Source organism: Planomonospora sp. ID82291, assembly GCF_015711645.1.
In the GTDB taxonomy this organism is placed as follows: domain Bacteria; phylum Actinomycetota; class Actinomycetes; order Streptosporangiales; family Streptosporangiaceae; genus Planomonospora.
Map to the genome: position 1 here is coordinate 229,648 of NZ_JABTEX010000004.1, position 25,634 is coordinate 255,281.

15 protein-coding genes are annotated in these 25,634 nt (G+C 74.3%); 7 read left to right on the plus strand and 8 right to left on the minus strand.

Annotation, left to right across the window (positions count from 1 at the left end; translation table 11 throughout):
- Positions 1–280: 280 nt before the first annotated feature.
- Genes HS045_RS25580 through HS045_RS25595 form a run of 4 tightly spaced genes read right to left on the minus strand, consistent with a single transcriptional unit; the run spans position 281 to position 9,145 of the window.
- On the minus strand, positions 281–652 hold the full coding sequence (locus HS045_RS25580; protein WP_196454021.1) for a PTS-dependent dihydroxyacetone kinase phosphotransferase subunit DhaM: 372 nt from the start codon (positions 650–652) through the stop codon (positions 281–283).
- A complete protein-coding gene (gene dhaL / locus HS045_RS25585) occupies positions 646–1,383 on the minus strand; it encodes a dihydroxyacetone kinase subunit DhaL (RefSeq protein WP_196454022.1) in 738 nt (245 codons plus the stop codon). Before dhaL ends, HS045_RS25580 begins: the two co-directional genes overlap by 7 nt.
- Positions 1,383–2,375, minus strand: coding sequence for a dihydroxyacetone kinase subunit DhaK (gene dhaK / locus HS045_RS25590; protein WP_196454023.1), 993 nt, complete (start codon positions 2,373–2,375; stop codon positions 1,383–1,385). The genes dhaL and dhaK overlap by 1 nt, the downstream gene beginning before the upstream one ends.
- Positions 2,372–9,145 carry a HEAT repeat domain-containing protein gene (locus HS045_RS25595; RefSeq protein ID WP_230884816.1) on the minus strand — a complete coding sequence of 2,258 codons (6,774 nt, stop codon included), beginning with the start codon at positions 9,143–9,145 and terminating at the stop codon, positions 2,372–2,374. The genes dhaK and HS045_RS25595 overlap by 4 nt, the downstream gene beginning before the upstream one ends.
- A gap of 118 nt (positions 9,146–9,263) precedes the next feature.
- Here HS045_RS25595 and HS045_RS25600 point away from each other — a divergent pair, with 118 nt between their 5' ends.
- From HS045_RS25600 to HS045_RS25615, 4 genes are all read left to right on the plus strand, one after another.
- The gene (locus HS045_RS25600; protein ID WP_196454025.1) at positions 9,264–10,226 is read left to right on the plus strand and encodes a sulfite exporter TauE/SafE family protein; all 963 of its coding nucleotides are present in this window, start codon (positions 9,264–9,266) and stop codon (positions 10,224–10,226) included.
- A 166-nt stretch (positions 10,227–10,392) separates the two neighbouring features.
- Positions 10,393–12,936 (plus strand): MMPL family transporter, encoded by a 2,544-nt coding sequence (locus HS045_RS25605; protein WP_196454026.1) that lies wholly within the window; start codon positions 10,393–10,395, stop codon positions 12,934–12,936.
- Positions 12,937–12,950: 14 nt separating this feature from the next.
- Positions 12,951–13,694 (plus strand): 1-acyl-sn-glycerol-3-phosphate acyltransferase, encoded by a 744-nt coding sequence (locus HS045_RS25610; RefSeq protein ID WP_196454027.1) that lies wholly within the window; start codon positions 12,951–12,953, stop codon positions 13,692–13,694.
- Positions 13,695–13,868: 174 nt separating this feature from the next.
- Positions 13,869–14,420 carry a hypothetical protein gene (locus HS045_RS25615; protein ID WP_196454028.1) on the plus strand — a complete coding sequence of 184 codons (552 nt, stop codon included), beginning with the start codon at positions 13,869–13,871 and terminating at the stop codon, positions 14,418–14,420.
- Between the two features lie 193 nt (positions 14,421–14,613).
- Here the strand turns inward: HS045_RS25615 and HS045_RS25620 are convergent, their stop codons facing one another.
- The 3 genes from HS045_RS25620 to HS045_RS25630 all read right to left on the minus strand — a co-directional run bounded on the left by HS045_RS25620 (position 14,614) and on the right by HS045_RS25630 (position 19,345).
- The gene (locus HS045_RS25620; protein ID WP_307827715.1) at positions 14,614–15,465 is read right to left on the minus strand and encodes a glutamate ABC transporter substrate-binding protein; all 852 of its coding nucleotides are present in this window, start codon (positions 15,463–15,465) and stop codon (positions 14,614–14,616) included.
- 98 nt (positions 15,466–15,563) lie between these two features.
- A complete protein-coding gene (locus HS045_RS25625) occupies positions 15,564–17,027 on the minus strand; it encodes a hypothetical protein (RefSeq protein ID WP_196454030.1) in 1,464 nt (487 codons plus the stop codon).
- On the minus strand, positions 17,024–19,345 hold the full coding sequence (locus HS045_RS25630; protein WP_196454031.1) for a serine/threonine-protein kinase: 2,322 nt from the start codon (positions 19,343–19,345) through the stop codon (positions 17,024–17,026). The genes HS045_RS25625 and HS045_RS25630 overlap by 4 nt, the downstream gene beginning before the upstream one ends.
- Positions 19,346–20,014: 669 nt before the next feature.
- On the opposite strand from HS045_RS25630, the gene HS045_RS25635 reads away from it, so the two are divergent.
- From HS045_RS25635 to HS045_RS25645, 3 genes are all read left to right on the plus strand, one after another.
- The gene (locus tag HS045_RS25635; protein ID WP_196454032.1) at positions 20,015–22,327 is read left to right on the plus strand and encodes a transglycosylase domain-containing protein; all 2,313 of its coding nucleotides are present in this window, start codon (positions 20,015–20,017) and stop codon (positions 22,325–22,327) included.
- Between the two features lie 47 nt (positions 22,328–22,374).
- Positions 22,375–22,941: a hypothetical protein gene (locus tag HS045_RS25640; protein WP_196454033.1), complete on the plus strand. Its 567-nt coding sequence runs from the start codon at positions 22,375–22,377 to the stop codon at positions 22,939–22,941.
- Between the two features lie 100 nt (positions 22,942–23,041).
- Positions 23,042–23,779 (plus strand): hypothetical protein, encoded by a 738-nt coding sequence (locus HS045_RS25645; RefSeq protein ID WP_196454034.1) that lies wholly within the window; start codon positions 23,042–23,044, stop codon positions 23,777–23,779.
- Positions 23,780–24,007: 228 nt separating this feature from the next.
- Here HS045_RS25645 and pruA read toward each other — a convergent pair whose 3' ends face one another.
- On the minus strand, positions 24,008–25,633 hold the full coding sequence (gene pruA / locus HS045_RS25650) for an L-glutamate gamma-semialdehyde dehydrogenase (RefSeq protein WP_196454035.1): 1,626 nt from the start codon (positions 25,631–25,633) through the stop codon (positions 24,008–24,010).
- Position 25,634: the final 1 nt, after the last annotated feature.

Consider the following 25,634-nt stretch of genomic DNA (forward strand, 5'->3'; position numbering starts at 1 on the left):
ACCCCGGCGGGGTATTCCGCCATCGAATGTCTCGGGCCGACGCCTGGACGAGCGGCTACGGGCGCCGAGAACTCGGCCACCTTGCGCGGCCTGCACGACACTCAGGGAGCGGCCCGCTCATCTGCTCGGCGGCCAGCGGTTCTCGCCCGCGCACGTCGGAGACGAGTTCGGGGTCGATGGTCTCGCCGCGCCGGGGCACACCGACGGCGCCGGTCCGTTCGAGGCTCACGACCGCGACGTCGTCGTATCGGTGGACGGCTGCGAGCCGCAGTCCGTCACCTCAGCGTTTGCGGAAGGTCCGCGCCTCCTCGGCCGCGGCGAGCACGGCCTCCAGCGAGCCGCCCGCGCTCGCCGCGACGGCCGCCGCGATCGCGCCCTCCACGAACGGCACGTCGGCGATCACGATCCCGGGCCCTTCGAACAGCCGGGCGGTCAGCACCGAGCCGCCCAGGTCGGGGATGAGGAGCACCCCGTCGCCGCCGTCGGCCCGCTCGATCGCCGCCGCGACCAGGTCGGGGCTGGTGCCCAGTCCGCCGTCCTCGGTGCCCCCGGCCGGCACCGGCGCGGCGCCGGTGCCGCAGATCCCCGCCGCCAGTGCCGCGACCTCGGCGGCCAGCGGCCCGCTGTGGGAGACCAGCACGATGCCTACCACCGCGCGGCCACCGTACGGAGCGCCGCCACCAGGAGCGCGGCCGAGGCGGCACCGGGGTCCTGATGGCCGACGCTGCGCGGGCCGAGATAGCTGGCGCGACCCTTGCGCGCCTGCATCGGGACGGTCGCCTCCGCTCCGTTCCTCGCCGCGGACGCCGCGGCCTCCAGTGCCTCCGGCACCTCCCGCCCCTCCCGTACGGCCTGCGCCAGTGCCCTGACCGCCGGGGCGAGCGCGTCGACCATGGTCTTGTCCCCCTCCACCGCCGATCCCAGCCTCCGCACCCCGTCCACGGCGGCCTCCAGAGCCCCGGCGAGGGCGCCGGGGGAGACCGCGGGCTCCTCGCCCAGCGCCTTGCCGGCCTCCCGGAAGGCCGTGCCGTACAGCGGGCCGGAGGCGCCGCCGACCTTGCGGATCAGCGTGCCCCCCACCAGGACGAGCAGCGCCCCGGGGGACGCGGGCGGGCGGTCGGCCAGGACCTGGACGGCGGCGGTGAGACCCCGGTCGAGGTTCGTCCCGTGGTCGCCGTCGCCGATCGCGGTGTCGAGCCGGGTGAGCCGGTCCTTCCCGGCCCGGACGGAGCGGGCGGCCTCCTCGATCCAGGCGGCGAAGAACCCGGTGCCGAGCGGCGGCCCCTGCGTCCCTTGCGGCCCCTGCGTCCTTTGCGGTGCCGCTGTCCCCGGCGCCGTCGGTGTTCCCGGTGTTCCCGGTGTTCCGGGTGGTTCCGGGGCCATCAGCGTCCCCATCGCAGGGCGGGGGTCTCGACCGGGGCGTCCCAGAGCCGGGTGAGCTCCTCGGTGAGCAGGCAGACCGTGACGGAGAAGCCCTGCATGTCCAGGCTGGTCACGTAGTTCCCGACAAGGCTGCGGGCGACCCGCGCGCCCGTGCCCGCGAGCTGGTCCGCCACCTCGGCGAAGGCGACGTAGAGCTCGATCAGCGGGGTCGCGCCCATGCCGTTCAGCAGGACGAGGACGTCACCGGAGACCGGCATGTCGGCGCAGACCGCGTCCAGCGCGACGGAGACCAGGCCCCGGGCGTCACGCACGGCCTCGCGGGAGCGGCCGGGCTCACCGTGGATGCCGACGCCAAGCTCGACCTCGGTCTCGTCCAGGTCGAAGGAGGGCACGCCCGCCGCGGGGACGGTGCAGGCGCTCAGCGCGACGCCGAAGGAGCGGCTGCGCGCGACGACCTCGCGGGCGACCCGGGCCACCTCGGCGAGCGGGGCGCCGGTCTCGGCCAGCGCTCCGGCGATCTTCTCCACGAAGAGCGTGGCCCCGGTGCCCCGGCGGCCCGCCGTGTGCGGCGAGTCGCGCACCGCCACGTCGTCGTCGACGAGCACGCTCGCCACCTCCAGGCCCTCCTCGGCGCAGAGCTCGGCGGCCATCCGGAAGTTGAGCACGTCCCCGGTGTAGTTCTTCACCACGTGCAGCACCCCGGCTCCGCCGTCCACGGCGGCGCTGGCCTCGGCCACCTGGTCGGGGACGGGGGAGGTGAAGACCTCGCCGGGGCAGGCCGCGTCGAGCATGCCGTACCCGACGAAGCCGCCGTGCAGCGGCTCGTGCCCGGAGCCTCCGCCGGAGACCAGCCCGACCTTGCCGGGGCGTGGTCCCGAGGCGCGCAGGACGATCCGGTTCTCCAGGTCCACCCGGAGCCCCGGATGCGCGGCGGCGATCCCGCGCAACGCGTCCGGGACGACCGTTCCGGCATCATTGATGAGCTTCTTCACAATGAGAACTTCTCCCCTTCACCGGGTGGGGACAAGCCCGGCGCGGAGAGTTCGCCGGGGGACCCGCCCGCTTCCAGATGGCGGAGCAGAGCGGCGGCCTCCCGGCGGACGCGCGGGTGCGGGTCGTCTCGGCTGACGGCCGCGAGCCGGCTCGGAGTGGCGGGATCGGTGCGGGAGCGGACGGCCGCCGTCCACAGGGCGATCCGCCGGACCTGCCAGGCATCGTCTCCCCGGGCGAGGTCCCAGGACCACGACGCCACGCCGGGATCCGTAAGCGGGGAGAGCTCAGCCACCCGCTGCACCGCCGCCGCACGCACACCCCAGTGCCCGGTTCCGTCGGCGAGTCCACGGAGCCAGGGCAGCGGTTCCGGATCCCGCCGGTCCGTGCCGGCCTCCAGTGCGCAGATGCAGGCCACGGCAGGGCTGGGATCGCACAGGAGCCGGTCCCGGAGGGAGGAGAACGCCTCCGGGAAGCGGTGCCGCACACCGATGAGCGCCTCGGCGGCCGTCTCCCGGACCTGCCAGTGGTCGTCGTGCAGCGCGCGGTCGCACAGCAGGTCCAGCGTCCCGGGGGCGCCGGTCCGGCACCGGGCCAGCGAGCGCAGCGCCGCCCGCCGCACCTGGGCGTGGTCGTCGCGGACGGCCCGGTCGTGCAGGAGGGAGAACGTCGCCGGGTCATGACCCCATTCGGAGAGGAGCGCCTCGAGTGCCGCCCGCCGTACCCTCCAGTGGCCGTCGGCCAGGGCGCGGTCGCGCACCAGCGGCAGGGTGCCCGGTTCGCCGGGCCAGTTGTCCGCCAGCGCTTCGACGGCAGCCTTCCGCACCTCGGGGCAGGGGTCGCCGACGGCGAGGGATCTGACGAGATCGTGAGTACCGTCGTCGGGCCAGTTGTCCGCCAGCGCTTCGACGGCAGCCTTCCGCACCTCGGGGCAGGGGTCGCCGCCGGCCCGGTCCCGGAGCAGAAGGCGCGTCGCGGTCTCATCCGGCCAGCTGCCCGCCAGCGCCGTCACGGCGGCGGCCCGGACGGTCCCGTCCCCGTCCCGGCTCCCCGTGATCAGTGCACGGACCCACGACCGCACGCCGGGATCGTCCCGCCAGCAGGCGGCCGCCGCCTGGAGCGCGGCCGCGCGGACGTCCCGGTCCCGGTCGCCGGCCGCCCTGCCGCGCAGCCAGGACAGGACCGCTCCGTCGTCCGGCAGGGCGCGGGCGAGGCGGCCCGCCTCCAGCAGAGCTGTACGGCGGACCTCCCAGTGCGGGTCGTCCTCGGCGCGTCCGCGCAGCCAGGCCGTCGTCCCGGGGCCACCCGATCCGCTCCGTGCCGCCGCCTCCACCGCCGCGAGCCGTACCTTCCAGTGCTCGTCGCTCTCAGCGCGTTCGCGGAGCCAGGACGGAGTCGCGGGGTCGCCGGGCCAGATCCGGGAGAGGACCTCCACCGCGGACGTCCGGACCCGCTCGTCGCGATCGGCCGTACCGCGCAGGCGCACCCACGACGACGTGCCGGGCAGGGAGGATCCGCTCAGGGCGGCCGCCTCGACCGCCGCGGCGCGGACATCGGCGTCGTGGTCGGCGACGGCGCGTTCCGCCAGCCAGGACAGGACGCCCGGCGTGTCCGGCCACAGCCGCCCCGCGAGAGCGACCGCGGTGCCGCGGACGCTCCCGGAGCCGTCCTCGACGGCGATCCTGGTGACCCACGGCAGGACCTCGGGGAGGTCCGCGCAGGCCAGGGCGGTCGCTTCGACGACCGCGGCCCGGGATTCCGCCTCCCCTTCCGCGCAGGCGCGTTCGCGGAGCCAGAGGAAGGAGAGAGGATCGCCTTGCCTGGCTTCGGCGATCTGCTTGAAAGCGGCGCGCCGGACCTGCCAGTGGTCGTCGGCCGTAGCGCGCTCGCGGAGGAAGGCGAGGTCGTCGTCGTCGATCTGCAGCAGCAATGAGAGCTGCAGCAGGGTGGCGCGCCGGACCTGCCAGTGGTCGTCGGCCGTGGCGCGTTCCCGCAGGAAAGCGCGGTCATCATCGCTTTTCCCGGAGTGAAAGTACTGCAGGGCGGCGCGCCGGACCTGCCAGTGGTGGTCGGCCGTGGCGCGCTCGCGCAGGAACGCGCGGTCGTCCTTCCTCCAGGAGCGGAGCCGCTGTACGGAGGCGAGCCGGACCTGCCAGTGGTCGTCGGCCACGGCCCGCTCGTGGAGAAGCGACGCGACGGCCGGATCATTCCACCAGGGTGAGGGGAGGTTCCGCACGGCGGCGTGGCGGACACGCCAGTGAGGATCCGTCAGTCCCCGCTCTACGGTCATGCCGTCGGAAAGCGGCTCCACCTGTTGCATGGCGGCCGCACGCACCTCCCACGCGGCGTCCGTCAGCGCCCTGCCGCTCAGCCATGCCGCCGTCACCGAGCCATCCGGCCGGGCCGTCGCGAGCGCGACCAGCGCCGTCGCGCGGACCTCGGCGTCGTCCGCGCTCTCCACCCACTGCGACAGCCACTCCAGGACATCGGGGCGGCCCCGGTAGGACTCGGCGACGACGCGTGACGTCTCCCGGCACACCCGGTCTCCACCGTCCCAGGCCTGCCCTTTCAGCCACTCCAGGATGTCGGGCCGGTCTCGCCATCCGACGGCGACGATGCGCGCGGCGAAGGTGCGCACCTTCTCTGTGACGTCTCCCTCGGCGCGTCGTCTCAGGAGGGGGAGGGTGTCGGGGTGGTCTTTCCAGCCGGTGGCGAGGGCTTGGAGGGCGGCGGCGCGGGTGTCTTCGTCGGGGTCGGTGACGGCGCGTCGTCTCAGGAGGGGGAGGGTGTCGGGGTGGTCTTTCCAGCCGGTGGCGAGGGCTTGGAGGGCGGCGGCGCGGGTGTCTTCGTCGGGGTCGGTGACGGCGCGTCGTCTCAGGAGGGGGAGGGTGTCGGGGTGGTCTTTCCAGCCGGTGGCGAGGGCTTGGAGGGCGGCGGCGCGGGTGTCTTCGTCGGGGTCGGTGACGGCGCGTCGTCTCAGGAGGGGGAGGGTGTCGGGGTGGTCTTTCCAGCCGGTGGCGAGGGCTTGGAGGGCGGCGGCGCGGGTGTCTTCGTCGGGGTCGGTGACGGCGCGTCGTCTCAGGAGGGGGAGGGTGTCGGGGTGGTCTTTCCAGCCGGTGGCGAGGGCTTGGAGGGCGGCGGCGCGGGTGTCTTCGTCGGGGTCGGTGACGGCGCGTCGTCTCAGGAGGGGGAGGGTGTCGGGGTGGTCTTTCCAGCCGGTGGCGAGGGCTTGGAGGGCGGCGGCGCGGGTGTCTTCGTCGGGGTCGGTGACGGCGCGTCGTCTCAGGAGGGGGAGGGTGTCGGGGTGGTCTTTCCAGCCGGTGGCGAGGGCTTGGAGGGCGGCGGCGCGGGTGTCTTCGTCGGGGTCGGTGACGGCGCGTCGTCTCAGGAGGGGGAGGGTGTCGGGGTGGTCCTTCCAGCCGGTGGCGAGGGCTTGGAGGGCGGCGGCGCGGGTGTCTTCGTCGGGGTCGGTGACGGCGCGTCGTCTCAGGAGGGGGAGGGTGTCGGGGTGGTCTTTCCAGCCGGTGGCGAGGGCTTGGAGGGCGGCGGCGCGGGTGTCTTCGTCGGGGTCGGTGACGGCGCGTTCGAGGAGGAACGGCCGGGTGTCGGGGTGGTCTTTCCAGCCGGTGGCGAGGGCTTGGAGGGCGGCGGTGCGGGTGTTCTCGTGGGGGTCGGTGACGGCGCGTTCGAGGAGGAACGGCCGGGTGTCGGGGTGGTCTTTCCAGCCGGTGGCGAGGGCTTGGAGGGCGGTTCGGCGCAGTTCCCAGTGCGGATCGGACAGGGACCTCTCACTCAGGAACGTCAGTGCCCCGGGAGCCTTCGGCCAGTGGGCGGTGATCGCTTCGGCCGCCGCTCGGCGCGCGGTCGGGTGCGGGTCGCCGGTGGCGCGCTCCCAGAGGAGAGGGAGGACGTCGGGATGGTTCTGCCAGCCGTCGGCCAGTGCGTGAAGCGACGCCGCGCGGACCTCCTCGTGGGAGTCTTCGAGGGCCCGGTCACGGAGGAGCCGGAAGGCGCCGAGGTGGTTCCGCCGGTTCTCGGCGACCGCCTGCAACGCGGCCGAACGGACGCTCCGGTGCGGATCGCGGAGTGCCATGGCACGCAGAGCCGTCAGAGCGTCCGCGTGATCACGCCACTTCTCCGAGAGCTGCTCCAGGACGGCTCCCCGCACATTGTGGTCGGGATCGGTGAGAGCGCGATCTCGGAGGAGCGGCAGGGTGCCGGGATGACCGGGCCAGCCCTCGGCCAGCGCCCGCACCGCCCTCTCCCGCATGCCGGCGCCGGGTCCCGCGGTCGCCTGCCGGTGGAACCGCTCGCGGAGGAGGTCGTCGTCGGGGAAGAGGGCGACGACGATCTGCGTCGCCGTCCGCAGCTCATCGAACGAATCGGCCAGCTCGCGGATCAGGAACCAGTGCAGGTAGGGGTCGCGGCCCGGCCAGCGGGGCCGGACGGCGCCCATGGCGGGGATGATCTGCTCGGTGAGCAGTTCCCTGTTCTCGAGGTGGTATTCCCTCTCCGCGTGCTCCAGCCAGGCGATCACCGCTCTCACCACCGCGGCGCCCTGCGGCTCCATCGCTCCCAGGTTGCGGGTCTCGGCGATGCACCGGGCGGCCAGGACCAGGTGGTGCGGCTCGTCCGTGTCGGTGTGCGGCCACAGCGGATTCGCCTCGTGGAGCAGGTAGTCGATGATCCGCCCGGTGAACTGCTCGTCGATCATCCCGGCGATCAGGAGGAGCACCTCCCGCCAGGCGGGATCGCGCCAGTGGCCGCCGAACACCTCGGCCGTGAGCTGACCGGGATCGAGCTGCCGCTTGTTCTGGAACCGCCGCACGATCTCGTCGGCGCAGAAGAACTCCAGGAAGGCGCGATGGACGAACCCGTAGACGCCTCCGCCGTACAGGCTGAGGATGAAGTTCCGCTCCCGGAACTGCTCCAGCATGCTGCGTGCGATCGTCTTCGCCGCCGGGGGATCGAGCTGGTAGCGGCCGGTCAGGTAGCCGATGAACTCCTCGAGCAGGTCCTCGCCGCGGATGTGGTTGCCCGCCAGGCCCGATCGGCCGCTCTGCATCCGCCAGGCGACCCGGCGGAGCAGTTCCTTCTTGTCCTCGCTGTCGATGTAGTCGGCGGGGATGCGGGCGTTCTCCAGGTGCCTGTTGACATCCCAGTGCTCGACCAGCACGGAGGCCGCGTGCAGGTACACCGCCCGGCGTTCGCGGGGGAGCTCCTGGCGCCTTCCGATGATCGCCAGGATGGTGAGCAGCAGCGGGTTGCCGGCCAGTTCCCGGATGGACGGCGAATCGGACATCGCATGGAGCAGGCGTGCCCGCAGGTGCAGGGCTTCGTCCCTGCGGTCGTGGATCGCCAGCTCGTACCAGCGGGCGGTGAACTCCTCGATCTGCGCGGTGTCGAGGTCCTGGAGGGTGTGGTGCCGGAATCCGGCGTCCTGCAGCTCGGCCCGCCGGTATCCGATGATCCGGCTGGTGACCAGGATCCGCACCTTCGGGTACCGCGTGGCGAACCCGGCGATCTGCCGGGTCACCGCCTCCCGGATCTTCGGGTCGAACAATTCGTCCAGGCCGTCGAAGATGACCAGCGCCCGCCCGTCCTCGCGCAGGTAGGAGTCGAGGGCGTCGGCGGGGATCCCGCTGCCTTCGGTCCGGTACAGATGGTCCAGGTAGCCGAGGAAGGTGTCGCAGCGCGAGCGCAGGTCGGCGTAGGTCCGCAGCTCCACCAGCAGGGGAAGCCAGTCCTTCAGCCCCGACAGGGCGTCCGGAGTCTCCCCGTTGAGGAGGGACAGGATCAGATAGCGCGCCAACGTCGACTTCCCGGCTCCGGGATCGCCCAGCAGCACGGTGAGCCGTCCGCCCGGTTCGCCCAGCACCTCCAGGACCGGACGGCGGGGCGTGCCGTCGTAGGTGGTGCGCGCCTGCGCGACCCGGTGCGGGTCGAGCCCTTCGGGGAGGTCCTTTTCGGAGATCTCCTCCGCGCTGAGCAACCGTCTCCAGAGTTCCTTGGACAGCTCGACCGGAGGAGGGTCGGCCCGGACGTGCTGCGGCACGAACACCGCGCGGAGGAGGACCGGAATGTGGGTGTCCTGCTCCGCCGGTGTCAGGACCGCCAGGTCGAGACGGCGGTAGCGCTGCTCCATCCGGGTGAGGTAGGCCGCGCGGGCGACCGCGAACGGCTCCTGCCTGAAGGCGGCGGACCCCGCCTCCGCGACCGGAGCCGTGTGCGCGTCCCGGCAGGCGACGAGCGCGTGGAGGACGCGCCCGCCGAGGTCGTCGGGCGAGGTGAAGGTGTCGACCATGACGCCGGAGGTGAGCAGGCGGTTCCGGAACGCCTCGACGGCGGAGCGGTCCTTGTCGACGAACCGCATCGGGATGGGGGCGTCCTCGTCGAGGAGGAACAGCAGGCGGGGGAGCCCCCGGCCGGTCGCGGAGACGAATTCGAGTTCCGTGTAGGAGGAATCGCTGCCGGGAGCGATGGAGCCGTACCGGAATCCGATGATTCCCAGGTAGAAATCGCATGTTCCGACGCGTTCATCGCAGTATGCGGCGGGAGATTCGTCCGTGGCGGGGAAATGCCTCATGTCCACGGGTGTCAGTCCGGCCCGGCTGACGGCGTCGATGGCGGCCTGGACGAACGACCCCCCGGAGGGATATTCCGCCAGGTCCGATGTGTGGCTGATGAAGACGCTCGGCACATCGCAGAAATTACCCGCTGATGTGACTTCGTCGGGCTGTATGCGCGAAGCGGTCCACTTGTGGCAGAACATGCCGAACCAGAGGGATTTTTCCGGCTGCTTTCTATGAGGTTCCAGCCGGCGCGTGGCGCGGCAGCCGCCGGATCCGTGAGGGAGGCGGCCTGATCGGCGCTTCCGGCCGTGTGGTTGGGTGACGGATGTGACGGTGGGGGAGATGGCCGCGCTGGTCGGGGTGGGGGCGCTGGCCGGAGTGGTCAGCACGGTGGTGAGCCTGGCGTCCGTGATCTCCTATCCGGCGCTGCTGGCGTTCGGCCTGTCCCCGCTGAGCGCGAACGTCACCAACACCGTGGCGCTCGTCTTCACCGGCCTGGGGGCGGCGGCCGGGTCGCGGCCCGAGCTCGCGGGCCAGGGACGGCGGGTGCTGCGCCTGGGGTGGATCACCGCGCTGGGCGGGGCGGCGGGCGCCGCGCTGCTGCTGACGACTCCGCCCCGGGCCTTCGAGGCGGTCGCGCCCTGGCTCATCGCGGGCGCCTCGCTGCTGCTGGCCCGCCCGCCGCGCCCAGGAGGGCCACGCGGGCGGAACGGAGCGGACGGACGGCATGGGCCGGGTATGCCTGCCGGAGCGGACGGACGGCATGGGCCGGGTATGCCTGCCGGATCGGGCGGGGACGGCGCGGGGAGCGGGGACGGTGGATCGGGCGGGGGCGGCGCGGGGAGCGGGGACGGTGGATCGGGCGGGGGCGGCGCGGGGAGCGGGGACGGTGGATCGGGCGGGGGCGGCGCGGTGGAACGCGGCTGGGCCACGCGGGTGGCGCTGTTCGCGGTCGCGGTCTACGTCGGCTACTTCGGGGCCGCCGGGGGGATCCTCATGTTCGCGGTGCTCAGCACCGTGCTTCACCGGCCCGCGGCCGAGGTCAACGCCGTCAAGAACGTGATCGCCGCCCTCGCCAACGCGGTGGCCGCCCTCGGCTTCGCGCTCTTCGGGCCGGTCCGGTGGGCCGTCGCCGTACCGCTCGCCGCGGGGTTCCTGGCCGGCGGCTGGATCGGGCCGGCGATCGCCCGGCGGCTGCCCGGGCGGTCGCTCCGGCTCGTCGCCGCCGCCTGCGGCCTGGCCGTCGCGGTCAAGCTCGGGGTGGAGACCTACCGGGTCTGACCTCCGGGCGCCGCGAACCCGGGACCTCCGGCCCGGACCGCTCCGCGGTGTCGCCTCCGCTCCGCGGCCGGCACCGACGCGATCACCGCTATCGTCACTTTGAGTAATCAGAAAATGCTCAGGGTGACGACACGGGCGGGCGTGCTCCGCCGCGAAGGAGGACGGGGTGCTGCACCACCCTCTGGAAACCGTGGTGGAGCCACCCGCGGGCGGGCCCGCGGACCCGGCGGGACCGCCGCCTCCCGGCTTCCTCGTGCGCCGCCGCCGGCTGGTCCTGTGGCTCGCCGCCCTCGGCCTCGCCGGGGCGGCGCTCGTCGGCCACGGCGTCCACGACCGGCTGAGCTTCGGCGGGGCGACGGTCTCCGGGTCCGAATCCGGACGTGCCGCGGAACTGCTGGAAGCGGGATTCGCCGCGGGCGACCCCCACCTCGTGGTGATCGCCCGCAGCACGCAGCCGGTGGACGGCGCACAGATCGCGCGGGCGGGTTCGGAGACGGCGGCGCGGCTCGCCCGCGACCCCGGCGTCGCCCGCGTCGCCTCCTACTGGGACGCGCGCTCACCCGGCCTGCGCAGCCGGGACGGACGGGCCGCGCTCATCGTGGCCCGCCTGCACGGCGACGACATGCGCCGGACGGCCACCGCCGCCCGCCTGGCGCCCGGCCTGACCGGTGCGCACGGGCCGCTGACCCTCTCCGTGACGGGGGAGGCCCAGGTCACGGCCGAGGCCCGGAGCCGCAGCGAACACGATCTGCGGACGGCGGAGCTCATCACGGCGCCGCTGACCGTCGCCATCCTCCTGCTGGTGTTCGGCGGCCTCGTCGCCGCGGTGCTGCCGGTCCTCGTCGGCGTGTTCGCGGTGACCGGGACCACGGCGGTGCTGCGCCTGCTCACCGAGGTGACCGAGGTCTCCGCCTTCGCGATGAGCATCGCCAGCGCCCTGGGGTTCGCGCTGGCGGTGGACTTCAGCCTGTTCATCGTCACCCGATTCCGGGAGGAGCTGGCGGACGGGCGCGGCGTCGCCTCCGCGATCCGCGTCACCCTGCGCACCACCGGCCGGGCCATCGCCTTCTCCGCGTTCACCGTCTCGTCCTGCCTGGCCGCGCTGCTGCTCTTCCCGTTCACCCTGTTCCGCTCGGTCGCCTTCGGCGGCATCGCGGTGACGCTGCTGGCCGCCGTCGGGAGCCTCGTGGTGCTGCCGGCGGCGCTGGCCGTCCTCGGAACGCGCATCGACGGCCTGGCCGTTCCCGGGCCGTGGCGGGCCGCACGCGGCCGGACGCCCCGGCGCGGCCCGGAGGGGCGGTGGTTCCGGCTGGCCGAGGCGGTGATGCGCCGACCGCTGGCCGTGGCGGTGCCTGCCGTCGTGCTGCTGGCCCTCGTCGCGTCGCCTTTCCTCGGCGCCCGCTTCGGCGTCTTCGACGACCGGCTGCTGCCGCCCGAGGCCCCCGCCGCGCGGGCGGCGGAGGACCTGCGCCGCGACTTCGACGCCCGCGACGGCATCTCGGCGACCACGGTGGTGCTGCCCGGGATCACCTCGGCGGGCGGTGGTCCGGTGGCGGCGCCCGGCCGTACGCCTCCCGGCGACGCCGGCGCGTGGCCGGACGTCCCCACCCGGCCGGGCATCCGTGCTCGGGTGGAGGCCCGTGCTCGGGTGGAGGCCCGTGCTCGGGTGGAGGCCCGTGCTCGGGTGGAGGCCCGTGCTCGGGTGGAGGCCCGTGCTCGGGTGGAGGCCCGTGCTCGGGTGGAGGCCCGTGCTCGGCTGGACGCCTACGCCCGGCGCCTGTCGGCGCTGGAGGGTGTGGCGCGGGTGAGCACCGCCACCGGCTCCTATCGTGACGGCGGGCTCACGGGCCCGCCTCCCGGTCCGGCCCGGCGCTTCGCCTCGCCCGCCGGGACGTGGCTGGCGGTCGCCACCGACCACGAGCCCTACTCCGTGGAGAACGGCGAGCTCGCCCGCGCGGTGCGTGCGGTCCCCGCCCCCGGCCCGGCGGTGGTGGGCGGGCCGGGGGCGCAGCTGGCCGACATCCGCCAGGCCGTCGCCGGAGCCCTGCCGCAGGGCCTGGCCCTGGTCGTGCTGACGTCCTTCGTGCTGATCACGGTGATGACCCGCAGCGTGGTCCTGGCCGTCAAGGCCCTGGTGATGAACGCCCTCAGCCTGGGGGCGACGTTCGGCGCGCTGGTCCACGTCTTCCAGGAGGGCCACCTGCGCGAGCTGGTCGGGGGCTTCTCGGTGACGGGCACGCTCGACGTCCTGGTCCCGGTGCTCATGTTCTGCATCGCCTTCGGGCTGTCCATGGACTACGAGATCTTCCTGCTGTCCAGGATCACCGAGGAGTACCGGCGCACGGGGGAGACCCGTACGGCGGTGGCGACGGGGCTGGAGCACACCGGCCGCCTGTTCACCTCCGCCGCCGTGATCTTCGCCGTGGTGATGGCCTCGCTGGCGACCTCCGGCCTCGTCCTGCTCAAGATGGTCGGGGTGGGGCTGGCACTGGCCGTGCTGCTGGACTGCACACTGATCCGGGCCCTGCTGGTGCCGGCCGTCATGTGCCTGGCGGGCCGGGCGAACTGGTGGTCCCCTCGCCGCCCGGCCCGACGCGGCGCGCGGGAGGGGTACGGCGCGCGGGAGGGGTACGGCGCACGGGAGGGGTACGGCGCCGCACCGCAGAAAGTGAATCTACATCGTAAAGGGCGGAGGCCGGTGACCGGCTGAGGTACGGTTCAGCCATGGCTGAGATCGTGTATCCCCCGGTCATCGCGGCGGCGAAGACCATGTTCCGGCTGCTGGACATGAAGATCCGCATCGACGGCGCCGACCGGATCCCCCGGAGCGGCGGCGCGGTGCTGGTCAGCAACCACATCAGCTATCTCGACTTCATCTTCGCCGGGCTCGCCGCCAACCCCGCCGGACGTCTGGTGCGCTTCATGGCCAAGAAGGAGGTCTTCGACCACCGGATCTCCGGCCCGCTGATGCGCGGCATGCACCACATCCCCGTCGACCGCGCGGCGGGCGCGTCGGCGTTCGGTGCGGCGCTGAAGGCGCTGAAGGGGGGCGAGGTCGTCGGCGTCTTCGCCGAGGCGACGATCAGCCGGTCCTTCACCATCAAGGACATCAAGAACGGCGCGGTCCGGATGGCCGTCGCCGCGGACGTGCCGATGATCCCGATCTCGCTGTGGGGCACCCAGCGGTTGTGGACCAAGGGCCGCCCGAGGAAGCTGACCCAGCGGCACGTGCCGATCAGCATCACCGTGGGCGAGCCGATGCGTCCCAAGCGCGGCGACGACTACGACGCCGTCACCGCCGACCTGCGCAGGCGGCTGGAGGAACTGCTGGACCGGTCCCAGCGGAGCTATCCGGAGATCCCGCAGGGCGTGTGGTGGCAGCCTCGCCACCTGGGCGGCACCGCGCCGACCCCGGAGGAGGCGGCGGCGATGGACGCGGCCGAGGCGGAGGTCCGCCGCAAGCGGTGAGCGGGCGCTGTTCCGGATCCGCAAGCGGTGAGCGGGCGGGGACGCTGTTCCGGATCCCGCAAGCGGCGGGCGGATGCTCCCGCCTTCCCGGCGCCGAGCGGGCGGATCCTGGCGATCCGGACCCTGCAAGCCGCGAACAGGAGGGTTGCAAGTGGCGTAGTGCACCATATGTCCATGAGTGACTCGTTCGACGACATCATCGGCGCCCTCCAGCCCGGACCGAAGCCGAGTCCCGGCAACCTGCCGGGGCGTGCGGTCCAGGCGCTGCTCGTCGGGTGCTGGTTGCTCGTCTGCCTGCTGCCGATCCTGCTCGCGGTGGACGGGATCGAGCTCGCGGCCGGGAAGACCGGAACGCCGGGCACGCTCACCGTGGTCTCGTGCGAGGCGCTGGGTCAGGGCCGCTACGACTGCAAGGGCAGCTTCACCCCCGACGGCGGAGGCGCCCCGGTCCCGGTGGACGCCTCCCCGGACTCCGAGGCGGGCGACGTCACCCGCGCCCAGCTGACCCCGGAGGGGGACCGCGCGGTGAAGGCGGGTACGGCCGGCGTCGTCGCCGCCCTCACCCTGCCCTTCCTCGGTGTCGGGGGGCTCGGTTTCCTGCCCTATGTGATCATGTACTTCCTCGGCGTGCGCCGGGGCCGGCGCGGCGCGGTGGTCGTCGGTTTCGCGGTCACCGCCCTCGGCACGGCGGGCGTGGTCGCCGGCATGGTCGCCTCGTACTCCTGACGCCCGCCGGTCGGGCCCGTCCGTCGTGGTCGGTGAGGCGTTCCGGCAGGGGGAGCGCCTCCGCGGGGAGCCGGCCCCCCTTCCCCGCGCGGGACCGTCGTACGGGCGAGGGACAGGCGCGGGACAGGCGAGGGGCGGGCGAGGGACCGTCTGCGGGCGCGGGACGGAGAGGCGCGCGGGCCGCGGGGCGGGATCAGGCGCATCCCTCGAACTGGGGGACGGTGAAGGTGAGGGCCAGCCCCGACCCGCCGAACCACTTGCGCAGCAGCCTCGCGGCGGTGCCGTCCTGGTACATGGCGGTGATGGCGCGGTTGACGGCCTCGCAGCCGTCGAGATCGCCCTTGCGCATCCCGATGCCCAGCCGCTCGTCGGTGAACGGGGCATTGACGATCGTGAGGGCCGAGCCGTCGCGCGCGGCGAACCCGGCCAGGATCAGGTCGTCGGTGGAGACGGCGTCCACCGCTCCGGCGCGCAGTTTGGCCAGGCAGTCGCCGTAGGAGGAGGCCGGGACCAGCTCGACCGGGATCCGCCGCTCCTCGGCGACGCGGCGCCAGGAGTTCGATCCCGCGGCCTGGCAGAGGCGGCGGCCCTTCAGGTCCCGCACGTTCTCGACGGCCCGGTCGTCGGCGCGGACGAGGGTGTCCTGGTGGGCGACGTAGTACGGCCCGGCGAAGGTCACCTTGCTCCGGTTCTCGGGCGTGATCGAGTAGGTCGCGACGACCAGGTCGACCGCGCCCTTCTGGATGAGACGCTGGCGGGTGGACGACAGCGCGGTGACGAACCTGACGTCGGGCACGCCGATCCGCCGCGCGACCTCGGTGGCGACGTCGACGTCGAAGCCCTCGTACCGGCCCTCGGCGACCTTGACGCCCAGGCCCGGCTGGTCGGGCTTGACGCCGACCACCAGGGTCTCCCGGTCGAGGATCGACGCGGGGCCGCCGGTCCCGCAGGCCGCCGCGGGAAGGAGCGCCAGCAGGACCGCCGCGGCGCGTGCGATCAGGGGCCGTACGGTCGGGGACGGCACGGTCACAGATCGCAGGGTCACAGATCGCAGGGTCACAGATCGCGCGGTCGCAGAGCGCGCGGTCGGGGACGGTGCGGTCGCAGATCGCCCGGCTTCCCGCGTCATCGCGGCCCCTCCCGTCATCGGTACTCCGACAGCCGGGGCCGGACCCCGGCGAGGATCATCGCGGCCGTGCCGGCCATGGCGATCGGCAGGAGGAACCACAGCCGGCCGACCCGCTCCTCGCCGATCCGGATCTCCCGGTCGAACGTGCGGCGGTGCAGCTCGGCGAGTCCCAGCAGCGCGGCGTCGTACTCCTCGAACGCGCTCTCCAGCCGCCCCATCCGCTGCTCGACGGCCCGGCCCGGCTCCAGTTCCCGCATCGTGCGGTCCGCCTGCTGGAAGTCCCGGTAGCGCGCCAGCACGTCGGCGACCGCGGACCCGCTGCCGGGCAGGCGGGCGCGGGCCGCCTCCTGCCCGACCAGCCCGAGGAAGGCGGTCCGGTTCCGGTCCACCGCCGCCTTCACCGCCCGCTGGTAGGCGACGAGGTTGCCGCCCGGCGTGTACAGCACCGACTGCGCCTTGTCGAGGTAGGTCTGCTCGTAGGTGTCGGCCCGCCCGGGATCGAGCAGCCAGCGGCTCTGGTCGCCGTGCATGCTGCTGCCGACGGCCCGGGCCCGGGCCAGGGTGAGGACCGAATCGAACCCGTCGCGCTTGGCGGCCCGCAGGACCTCGGCCTCCTGCCCGAGGACCGTGACGCCCGTCAGCGCGTACGCTCCGGCGATCGCCGTCGCCGCCAGCAGGGCCGGGTTGAGGACCCGGCGGAACCGGCGCGCCAGGACCACCTGGAGCCAGAGCAGGCAGCCGAGTGCGGCGGCTCCGGCGGCCCCGGTCAGGATCTGCCCCGCCCGCACGGCCAGGGTCCGCTCCTGGTGGGCGCGGCGCACGACGGTCCCGCTCTCCAGGGTGAGGTTGTAGGCCATGGGCAGCAGCTCCAGCCGCATCAGGTCGGTCGCCCGCCGGTAGACCTCCAGGACGGGTCCGGGCGGCGGTCCCGCCGGGTGCCCGGCCTGCTCGGCGAGGAGCAGGGCCCGTGCGGCCAGCCGTTCGTAGCGTCCCAGGCCGTCCAGCACGGCCTGGACGGTCCGCCGTTCGGCCGGGTCGCCGCCGGCCAGCGCGGAGGCCTGCAGCACCGCCCGTCCGGCGTCGCCCCTGCGCCGCTCGTAGACCTCCAGCGCGCGGGCGCGCCCCTTGCCCAGCCGGGGCTCGCCGCCGATCAGCAGCACGTTGGCGACCTGGGCGTCCATGTCGCTGAGCGCGAAGTACAGGTCGGCGCTGGCCACGACCTGCGGCCCGGCGTCGTGGCCGATGACGTCCAGGCCGTCCCGGACGCTTCGGGCGGCGGCGAACAGGGTGCCGAACAGCACGGCGAGGGCCAGCACGGAGACGGCCGTGATCAGGCGGATCCGGCCGGGAACGCTCCGCGGCAGGAGGGCCCGGCCTCCGCGTCCGGGGGCGGCGGGGACCCCGCTCCCCGAGGGGACGGAGGGGCCGGCGGTGGCGGTCTCCGGGTCGCCCGCCCGATCCGGGTACGGGCCCGTCACAGCATCGTCCAGGGACGGGTGGCGTTGGCGCGGTCGATCAGCGCGTGCCGTTCGGCGGCGGTGGCCGCGCTCCGGGCGAGCCCGCGGTAGAGGCGCTCCAGCTCCCGGCGGAGCGCGCGTGCGGTGAACGGCACGCCCAGGATCGTCCCGGAGCCGCGGCCCCGGCCGGAACCGAGCCACTCCAGGGCGCTCTCCAGCACCTCGGCGGCCAGCTCCCCCCGGCGGCGCGGGTCCAGGTCGGCCAGGTCGTCCAGGCGGGCGCCGGCCCCGGTGAGCGCGGCGGCGTCCAGCGCGGCGGGGTCCCGTGCCCGTACGGCCGCCGCCACGCAGGCCAGCCGCGCCGCGACGAAGTGGCCGGAGCTCGGCGGCACCCCGTCGAGGACCGCGACCGCCCCGTCCGGGTCGCCCGCCGCCAGGCGGGTCCTGGCCAGGCCGAAGGACGCGCTCACGTAGGAGCGGTCGGTGCGCTGCACCGTCTCGTAGCGGCGCGCCGCCGCCCGCGCCTCCCCCGCGCACTCCAGGCAGAACGCGAGGGCCAGCCGGGGCGCGCACTCACCGGGCAGGAGGCCGTAGCACCGGTCGAAGACCTCCGTCGCCTTCGGGAGGTCGCCCGAGACGAGTGCGCGCACGCCCCGGCACCACAGGACCCGCCAGTCGCCCGGCAGCTCGGCGGCGGCCCGGGCGAGCAGGGCGTCCGTCTCCCCGGCGCCGTGCTCGGCGCTCATCCGGGTGAGGGCGAGCAGGGTCTCGGGGGTGTGCGGCGTGGAGCCCAGCATGGCGGTCAGCTCGCCGGGGGTGCGGGCGGTGAGCCCGGACAGGAAGGGGGTGGCCGGGTCGGCGGGGTCGGCCAGCGGGACCGGCAGCGCGGCCGCGGCGGCGGCGCGCTCCAGCGGGACGAGCACGCGCCCGCGGCCGGGCGCGGACAGGGCGGTGCCGGCCGCGATCCGCTCGGGGCCGAACAGGGCGGACGGCGCCGGGTAGGGGACGCCGTCCTCGGCGGCGCGCACCTCCCGCAGGACCCCCACCAGCTGGTCGGCCATCTCCTCGGCCGTGGCGAAGCGGGCGGCGGGATCGGGCGCGGTCGCCCGGAGCAGGAAGCGGTGGAAGGACTCGTTCCGGGCCGACGGCGGGAGGTCCTCCAGGGCGGGGACGGGTGCCTCGGCGCCGCCGGAGACCGGGCTGAAGGGGATGGCCAGCACCGCCAGCGTCCGGCCCACGGTGTAGAGGTCGGAGGCGATCGACGGGCCTTCGGAGGCGATCTCCGGAGCCTGGTAGCCGGTCGTGCCGTAGACGGCGCCGTCGGAGTCGCCGATCATCCGGACCGCGCCGAGGTCGATGACCTTGAGGTCGCGGCCGACCTGGATCACGTTGGCGGGTTTGAGGTCGCAGTAGAGCATCCCCCGCTCGTGCAGGTAGCCGAGGGCGCGCAGGATCTCCAGCGCGTACGGGATCGCCTGGCGCAGCGGCAGGGCCTCGGCGGCGCCGGTCTCCCGCAGCCGGCGGCGGAGCAGGTCGTGCAGGGACTCACCGCCGATGTACTCCATGACGAGGTACCCGGCCATCCGCCCGGCGGCCGGGCCGGTGCCGGGCTCCCGGTGCCGGACGAAGTTGAAGATCTTGACGATGTTCGGGTGGTCCACGCCCGTCAGGAAGCGGCGCTCGGCCTCCGCCACGGCCAGCGCCTCGGCGTCGTTGGTGTTCAGCAGCCCCTTGAGGACCACCCACCGGCCGTCGAGGTTGCGGTCGGCGGCCAGGTAGACCCAGCCGAGCCCGCCGTGCGCCAGGCAGCCCTTCACCTCGTACTGCCCGGCGACCAGGTCGCCCTCGCGCAGCTTGGGGGCGAAGGAGAACGGGGTGCCGTCGTGCGGGCAGACCCCCTCGGTACGGCCCGGCCGGCCGCCGCGGCTCCGGCCGACGGGCCTGCCGCAGCCGGGCGCGCCGCAGAACCGGCGGTCCTCCGGGACCTCGGGGTCGTGCAGCACCACCGCCGCCGGGTCCCGGTAGAGCACGGGCGGCACCTCGGCCAGCCCGGTCCCCAGCAGGCCCGGCCGCGACCCGCCGGTGCCCCGCGTCCCGCGGCTCGCGATGGCGCCGGTCCCGCGGCGCCCGGCCGAGGGGACGGTGACGGGCGCGGACCCGGCGGCGGGGGAGGAGGACGGCCGTCCGGGGGGCGAGGGTGCGGGCGAGAAGGCGGGGGACGGGGAGGCGGGGGACGGGGAGGGGACGGAGGAGGGCCGGGGCCGCGCGAGGTGGCCGCACCGGCCGCAGCGGCCGTCCTGGGCGGTTCCCGAGCAGTCCGGCCGGGTGCAACCGGTCATCGGGCGCCCCCTTCGATCGCGCGCGGGTGTCCGGTCACGGCCACCGCCGCCCGCCGCAGGTCGCGGCGCTCGTCGGCGGTCCGGCCGCCGCTGGACTCTGCGTCACCGATCCCCGTACCTTCCCGTGCGCGAGGCCCCCGTGGAAAGTGTGGTTCTTCATCCGCTCTTTACCCGTTGACGAAGGATCGCGGGGGAAAGTTTCCGAAACGGGATGTTCGCACGGGCGGTGGCGCGGCACCCGGGACGGACCGCGCCCTTCCGGAGGGGGCTCTTCCGTGTAGGGAGGGGGCACCCGTCTCCGCAGGCATACCGCCCCGCTCACCTGCGCTGATATCCGTTCGGGTATCCGTCGGATGCGTTCACCGGTATTGGACATGATCCGGTGGTTCTGGTCTGCTGTCCTCTGCGATCGGCGGGCGGTGCGGGAGCCGCCGGGGCGGGGGCCGTCACACGTCGGAGGACGGCCCCGTCCCCCAGGTCGGCGGGCATCGCGTGGACTCACCGCGAACGCCCGTCCCGCGGGTCCGCCCATGACGTCCCAGACGCAGGAGGAACGATGCACATGGCCGTCGCGAGCCGGTTCACGGCCGCGCCGCCGTCCGGAGGGACGCGGCGGTGTCCCGGGAGCCGGAGGACGGCCGACGGGGGCACCGGCGCGGGTGCCGCCGGATGAACGGCATCTTCGGAGAGCCGGGAGAGGCCCTCCCGGAGGAGCGGACCGGGACGCCGGCGACGGGGCGGACCGCGACGGGATCCGGTGTCGTGCGCCTGGTCCAGGCGGCGGTGGGCGCGGGGGTGCTGGCCGCGATCCTGGCGCTGCCCGCCGTGGGCGGTGCGGGGGCGCTGGTGGTCACCGCGTCGAACGAGCTGAACCTCCGGCCGGTGGACCTCCCGGAGCCGCCGCTGGCGGAGAAGACGACCGTCCTGGACGCCCGGGGCAACCAGATCGCGCAGTTCTACGAGGAGTACCGCGAGATCGTCCCGCTCGCCGAGGTGGCCCCGGTGATGCGGACGGCGATCATCGCGATCGAGGACGACCGCTTCTACGAGCACGGTCCGATCGACGTCGAGGGGACCGTCCGGGCCCTGGCGAAGAACCTCGTCTCGGGCGGGGTGAGCCAGGGCGGCTCCAGCATCACCCAGCAGTACGTCAAGCAGGTGCTGCTCAACACGGCCGTCACCGACGAGGAGAAGAACAAGGCGCTGGAGGCCAGCTACGCGCGCAAGCTCAACGAGCTGCGCCACGCGCTGGCCGTCGAGCGGAAGTACTCCAAGGACCAGATCCTGGAGAAGTACCTGAACATCGCCTACTTCGGCGCGGGGGCCAACGGCGTGGAGGCGGCGGCCAAGCGGTTCTTCGGGACCACGGCGGCCGAGCTCGACCTGGCGCAGGCGGCGACCCTCGCGGCGGCCGTGCAGCTGCCCAACGCCACCGACCCCGAGGGCGGCAGGAAGAACCGCGCGCGGCTGCTGGAGCGGCGCAACGTCGTGCTCGACCGGATGGCGGAGCTCGGCAGGATCACCCCGCAGGAGGCCGCGAAGGCCAAGGCCAGGAAGCTGGGCTACCGGGGCACGCCGCTGCCCGGCGGGTGCGAGGCCAGCCCGTACCCCTACTTCTGCATGTACGTGCGCCACGAGATCCTGAGCAACCCGGCCTTCGGGAGGACGAAGAGCGCCCGGGCCCGGTTCCTCAACCGCGGCGGTCTGACGATCAGGACCACGCTGGAGCCCCGGATGCAGGCCGCGGCGGAGAAGGCGATCAGGGCGCGGGTGCACGCCTCCGACGAGCCGGTCGCCGCCCAGGCCCTGGTCCAGCCGGGCACGGGGATGATCCGGGCGATGGCGGCCAGCCGCGAGTACGGCACCTCCCGGCGCAGGAACGAGATCTCCTACAACGTGGTGGCCGACGCCGCGCACGGCGGCGGCATCGGCTTCCAGCCGGGCTCGACGTTCAAGACCTTCACGCTGATCGCGGCGCTGAAGGAGGGCATGAAGCTCGACGACGGCCTCACCGCCGGCGCGGGCTACCGCGCGCCCGCCTACGCGACCTTCAAGGACTGCAAGGGCGGCAACGTCGGCGACCCGACGCACACCATCACCAACGACGAGGGTTCGCCGGGCTTCAAGACGCTGCGGACGGGCACCTGGAGCTCGGTCAACACCTTCTTCCTGGTGCTGGAGGAGCGCGTGGGCCTGTGCGACACGGTGCAGACGGCCAGGTCGCTGGGGATCAAGCGCGCCGACGGCCGGCCGCTCCAGGAGGTGCAGACCTTCACCCTGGGCGTCAACGAGACCGACCCGGTCACCGTCGCCGGCGCGTACGCCGCGATCGCCGCGCGCGGCAGGTACTGCCGGCCGATGGCGATCACCCGGATCACCGACCGGGACGGCAGGGCGACCGATCACCGGCCCCAGTGCCGCCAGGCGCTGGACCCGGCGATCGCCGACGCCGCCGCCGACGTCCTGTCGGGGGTGTTCACCGAGGGCACGATGCAGAGCGTGGGCGGCATCGGCCGGCCCGCCGCGGGCAAGACCGGCACCACCGACGACCACGCCACCGCCTGGTTCGCCGGGTTCACCCCCGACCTGGCCGGCGCGGTGAGCCTCGGGGACCCCCGGGGGTCGACGGCGCACAAGCTCCGCGGCGTGACCATCGGCGGACACTACTACGGCGCGGTCTTCGGGGCCTCCATCTCCGGCCCGATCTGGAAGGACACCATGATGGCCGCGCTGAAGGGCGTCAGGGCCACCCCCTTCCACCCGGTCGACTCCGCCCGCTTCGGCGGCTGCGGTGCCGGCTGTCCCCCCAGGCGGCCCGCCTCCGCCGACGGCGACGGACCCGGGAACGGCGAGGGACCCGGGAACGGCGAGGGCCCGCCCGGGAACGGCGAGCCCGGACCGGGCCGCGGGCACGGGCCGGGGCAGGGCCGGGGGCCGGGCGGGAACGGCGGGGCGAACGGACCGGGCGGAGGCGGCGGGTGACCTCGCCCGCCTCCCTTCCTTGATCGATCTTCGGTAGGGTGCGCGTCATGCAACGTCTGACCGGATTGTTGATCGGCGCGGTTTTCGGCGCGGTCTTCGTGTTCGTGAACTCGCACCCGCCCCTCGATCCGACGATCGCCCTCGTCCTCCGGGTCGCCGCCTCCGCCACCCTGGGCGGCGTCCTCCTCCTGTGGTTCACCGCCGTGAGGCGGGCCAGGACGACCGGCGTCGAACCGGTCGTCGCCGGAGGCCGGGCCGGCGGGAAGATGTTCGGCCTCGGCTTCGCGGTCATCGCCGTGGCCGAGGTCGTCATGCTGTTCGGCGGCATCGCGGTGCTGCGCGCCCTGGACCGCCCGGTGGAGACCAACGTCGCCTGGATCGCCCTCGTCGTCGGCCTGCACTTCGTCGCCCTCGGGCCGGTCTGGAAGAACCGCACCATCATGCTGCCCGGCCTCGTCCTCACCGTGCTCGGCGCCGCCGGGCTCGCCATGACCTTCACCCCGGCCCTGGAGTGGGTGCCCCTCGTCAGCGGGGTGCTGTCCGGCGTGACGCTGCTGGCCGGCTGCACGGCCTCCTCCTGGTCGGCCCTGTCCGCGCCGGCCGCCACCCGCTAGCCGGGCACCGCCCCGGCACGGGCCCGGTGCGGGTCCGGTATCCAGCGGGGATTCCCCGGTTCGGGGGACGCGGGCGGAAGGCCTGCCGTACCCTCCCGGCGTGGACGATCCGCGGGCAGGCCATTCCTCCGACCGGCGTGAAGAGGCCCGGCTGGAGTTCCGGGAGGCCGGGCGCGAGCTCCGCTGGGCCATGAGCCGGTACGGCGACGCCCGGCAGGCGATCGACTCCGGGGGCGTGTCCATCGGCGAGCTGTTCCGGGCGAGGCAGGCCTGGGCCTGGGCCCTGATGGAATGGGTGCGCACACTGACCTCCCGGGAGGAGATCCTGGACGGGGTGCGGAGCGGTCCCGGCGACGGGAGTGAGCGCCCGGACGCCGGTGCCGGGCGCTTTCCGCCGCCCGCCACCCTCGAGGCGGCGCGCCGCCAGGTCGAGGTGCTCTCCGGGCAGTACGAACGGGTCCGCCACAGGGCCTCTCCCGACGAGGTGGCCCTGGCCCGGAGCCTCTGGGCGCGGGCGCTGGCGTCCTGGGCCCGGATGCTGATCACGATGGAGGAGGCCGCGGACCGCGCCCGGCTCGACCGGTTCGACGAGGGAGGCCGGGTGGGCGCGGCCCTGTCCCGTCAGGACCCGCCCGAGCAGGAGGAGTGGGTGGTGCGGCAGCACGAGGTCGTCACCGCCAGCCGGGAGCGGGCCCGGGCCGCCAACCTCGCGGCGAGAGGCTATCTGCCCGGGGAGGACATCCCCCCGGCCGCGGGCGGCGCCGGCGGGCGCGACGTCCCCGCGGCGGCGGCGCCGGCCCGCCGGGCCGCGGACCGGCCGTCACGGCGGGCCGGATGAGACGGCGGGCGCGGATCATCAGCCGGAGGCTGCTCATCCCCGCGGGGTGTAGGTCGGGTACGCGGTCAGATCCACGTCCGCGTCCGGCCACCGGCGGCGCAGCGCCCATGCCGCCCGCCGGGCCCAGCCGGCCAGGTGGGGCAGCGCCCGTCCGTCGGCGGCGTCGGCATTCCGGCAGGGTTCCAGACGGCGGCCGCATCGCCAAGGGGTTTCGCCGTCGGAGGGCGGTCAGCCCATGTGCGGGTAGCGGTGATCGGTCGGGGCGACGAAGGTCTCCTTGATCGTCCGGGCGTTCACCCAGCGGATCAGGTTGAAGATCGACCCGGCCTTGTCGTTGGTGCCGGAGGAGCGGGCGCCGCCGAAGGGCTGCTGGCCGACGACGGCGCCGGTGGGCTTGTCGTTGACGTAGAAGTTGCCCGCCGCGAAGCGCAGCCGCTCGGAGGCGGCGGTGATCGCGTAGCGGTCCCGGGCGATGACCGAGCCGGTCAGTGCGTACGGCGAGGCGCCCTCCATCTGGTCCAGCACCGTGTCGAAGTCGGCGTCGTCGTAGACGTGCACGCCGAGGATCGGCCCGAAGTACTCCTTGGTGAAGATCTCGTCGGTGGGGTCGGAGGAGACCAGGATCGTCGGCTTGACGAAGTAGCCGGTCGAGTCGTCGTAGGAGCCGGTGAGCACGTCGATCGAGTCCAACGCGCGGGCCCGGTCGATCGCGGCCCGGTGCTTGGCGAACGCCCGGGCGTCGATGACCGCGCCCATGAACGTCGACAGGTCGGCGGCCACGTCGCCGACCGTCAGCGACTCGGCGGTGCCGACGAGCTCGTCGCGGATCGCCGTCCAGACCGAGCGCGGCACGTAGGCGCGGGAGGCGGCCGAGCACTTCTGGCCCTGGTACTCGAAGGCGCCGCGGATCAGCGCGGTGGTGAGCACGGCCGGGTCGGCCGAGGGGTGGGCCAGCACGAAGTCCTTGCCGCCGGTCTCGCCGACCAGGCGCGGGTAGCTCCGGTAGGAGGCGATGTTCGCGCCGACCGCCGACCACAGGTGCTGGAAGGTCGCGGTGGAGCCGGTGAAGTGGATGCCCGCCAGCTCCGGGTGGGGCAGCGCGACCTCCGAGACGGCCGGGCCGTGGCCGGTCACCATGTTGATCACGCCCGGCGGGAGGCCGGCCTCCTCCAGCAGCCGCATCGTGAAGTGCGCGGCGAACTGCTGGGTGGTGGCGGGCTTCCAGACCACGACGTTGCCCATCAGCGCGGCCGAGGCGGGCAGGTTGCCGGCGATGGCGGTGAAGTTGAACGGGGTGATCGCCAGGACGAAGCCCTCCAGCGGGCGGTACTCCATCCGGTTCCACACCCCCGGGGAGGAGAAGGGCTGGTCGGAGTAGAGCCGCCGGGCGTAGGCGACGTTGAACCGGAGGAAGTCGATCAGCTCGCAGGCCGCGTCGATCTCCGCCTGCTGGGCGGACTTGGACTGGCCGAGGATCGTGGCGCCGTTCAGCGTCTGCCGCCACGGGCCCGCGAGCAGCTCGGCGGCGCGCAGGAAGATCGCGGCCCGCTCGTCGAAGGGCAGCGCCCGCCAGGCCGGGGCCGCCGCCAGCGCGGCGTCGATCGCCGCCCGCACGTCACCGGCGGTGGCGTCGGCGGTACGGCCGAGCACGGAGGCGTGGTCGTGCGGCTGCACCACGTCGGTGGGGGCGCCGCCGGCCATCCGCTGCTCGCCGCCGATCGTCATGGTCAGGTCGAGCCCGGCCCCGGCCAGCTCCTTGACGCGGGCGGTGAGCGCCTCCCGCTCGGGGCTGCCGGGCGCGTAGCCGTACACCGGCTCGTTGGCGGGGACGGGGACGTCGGAGATGGCATCCATG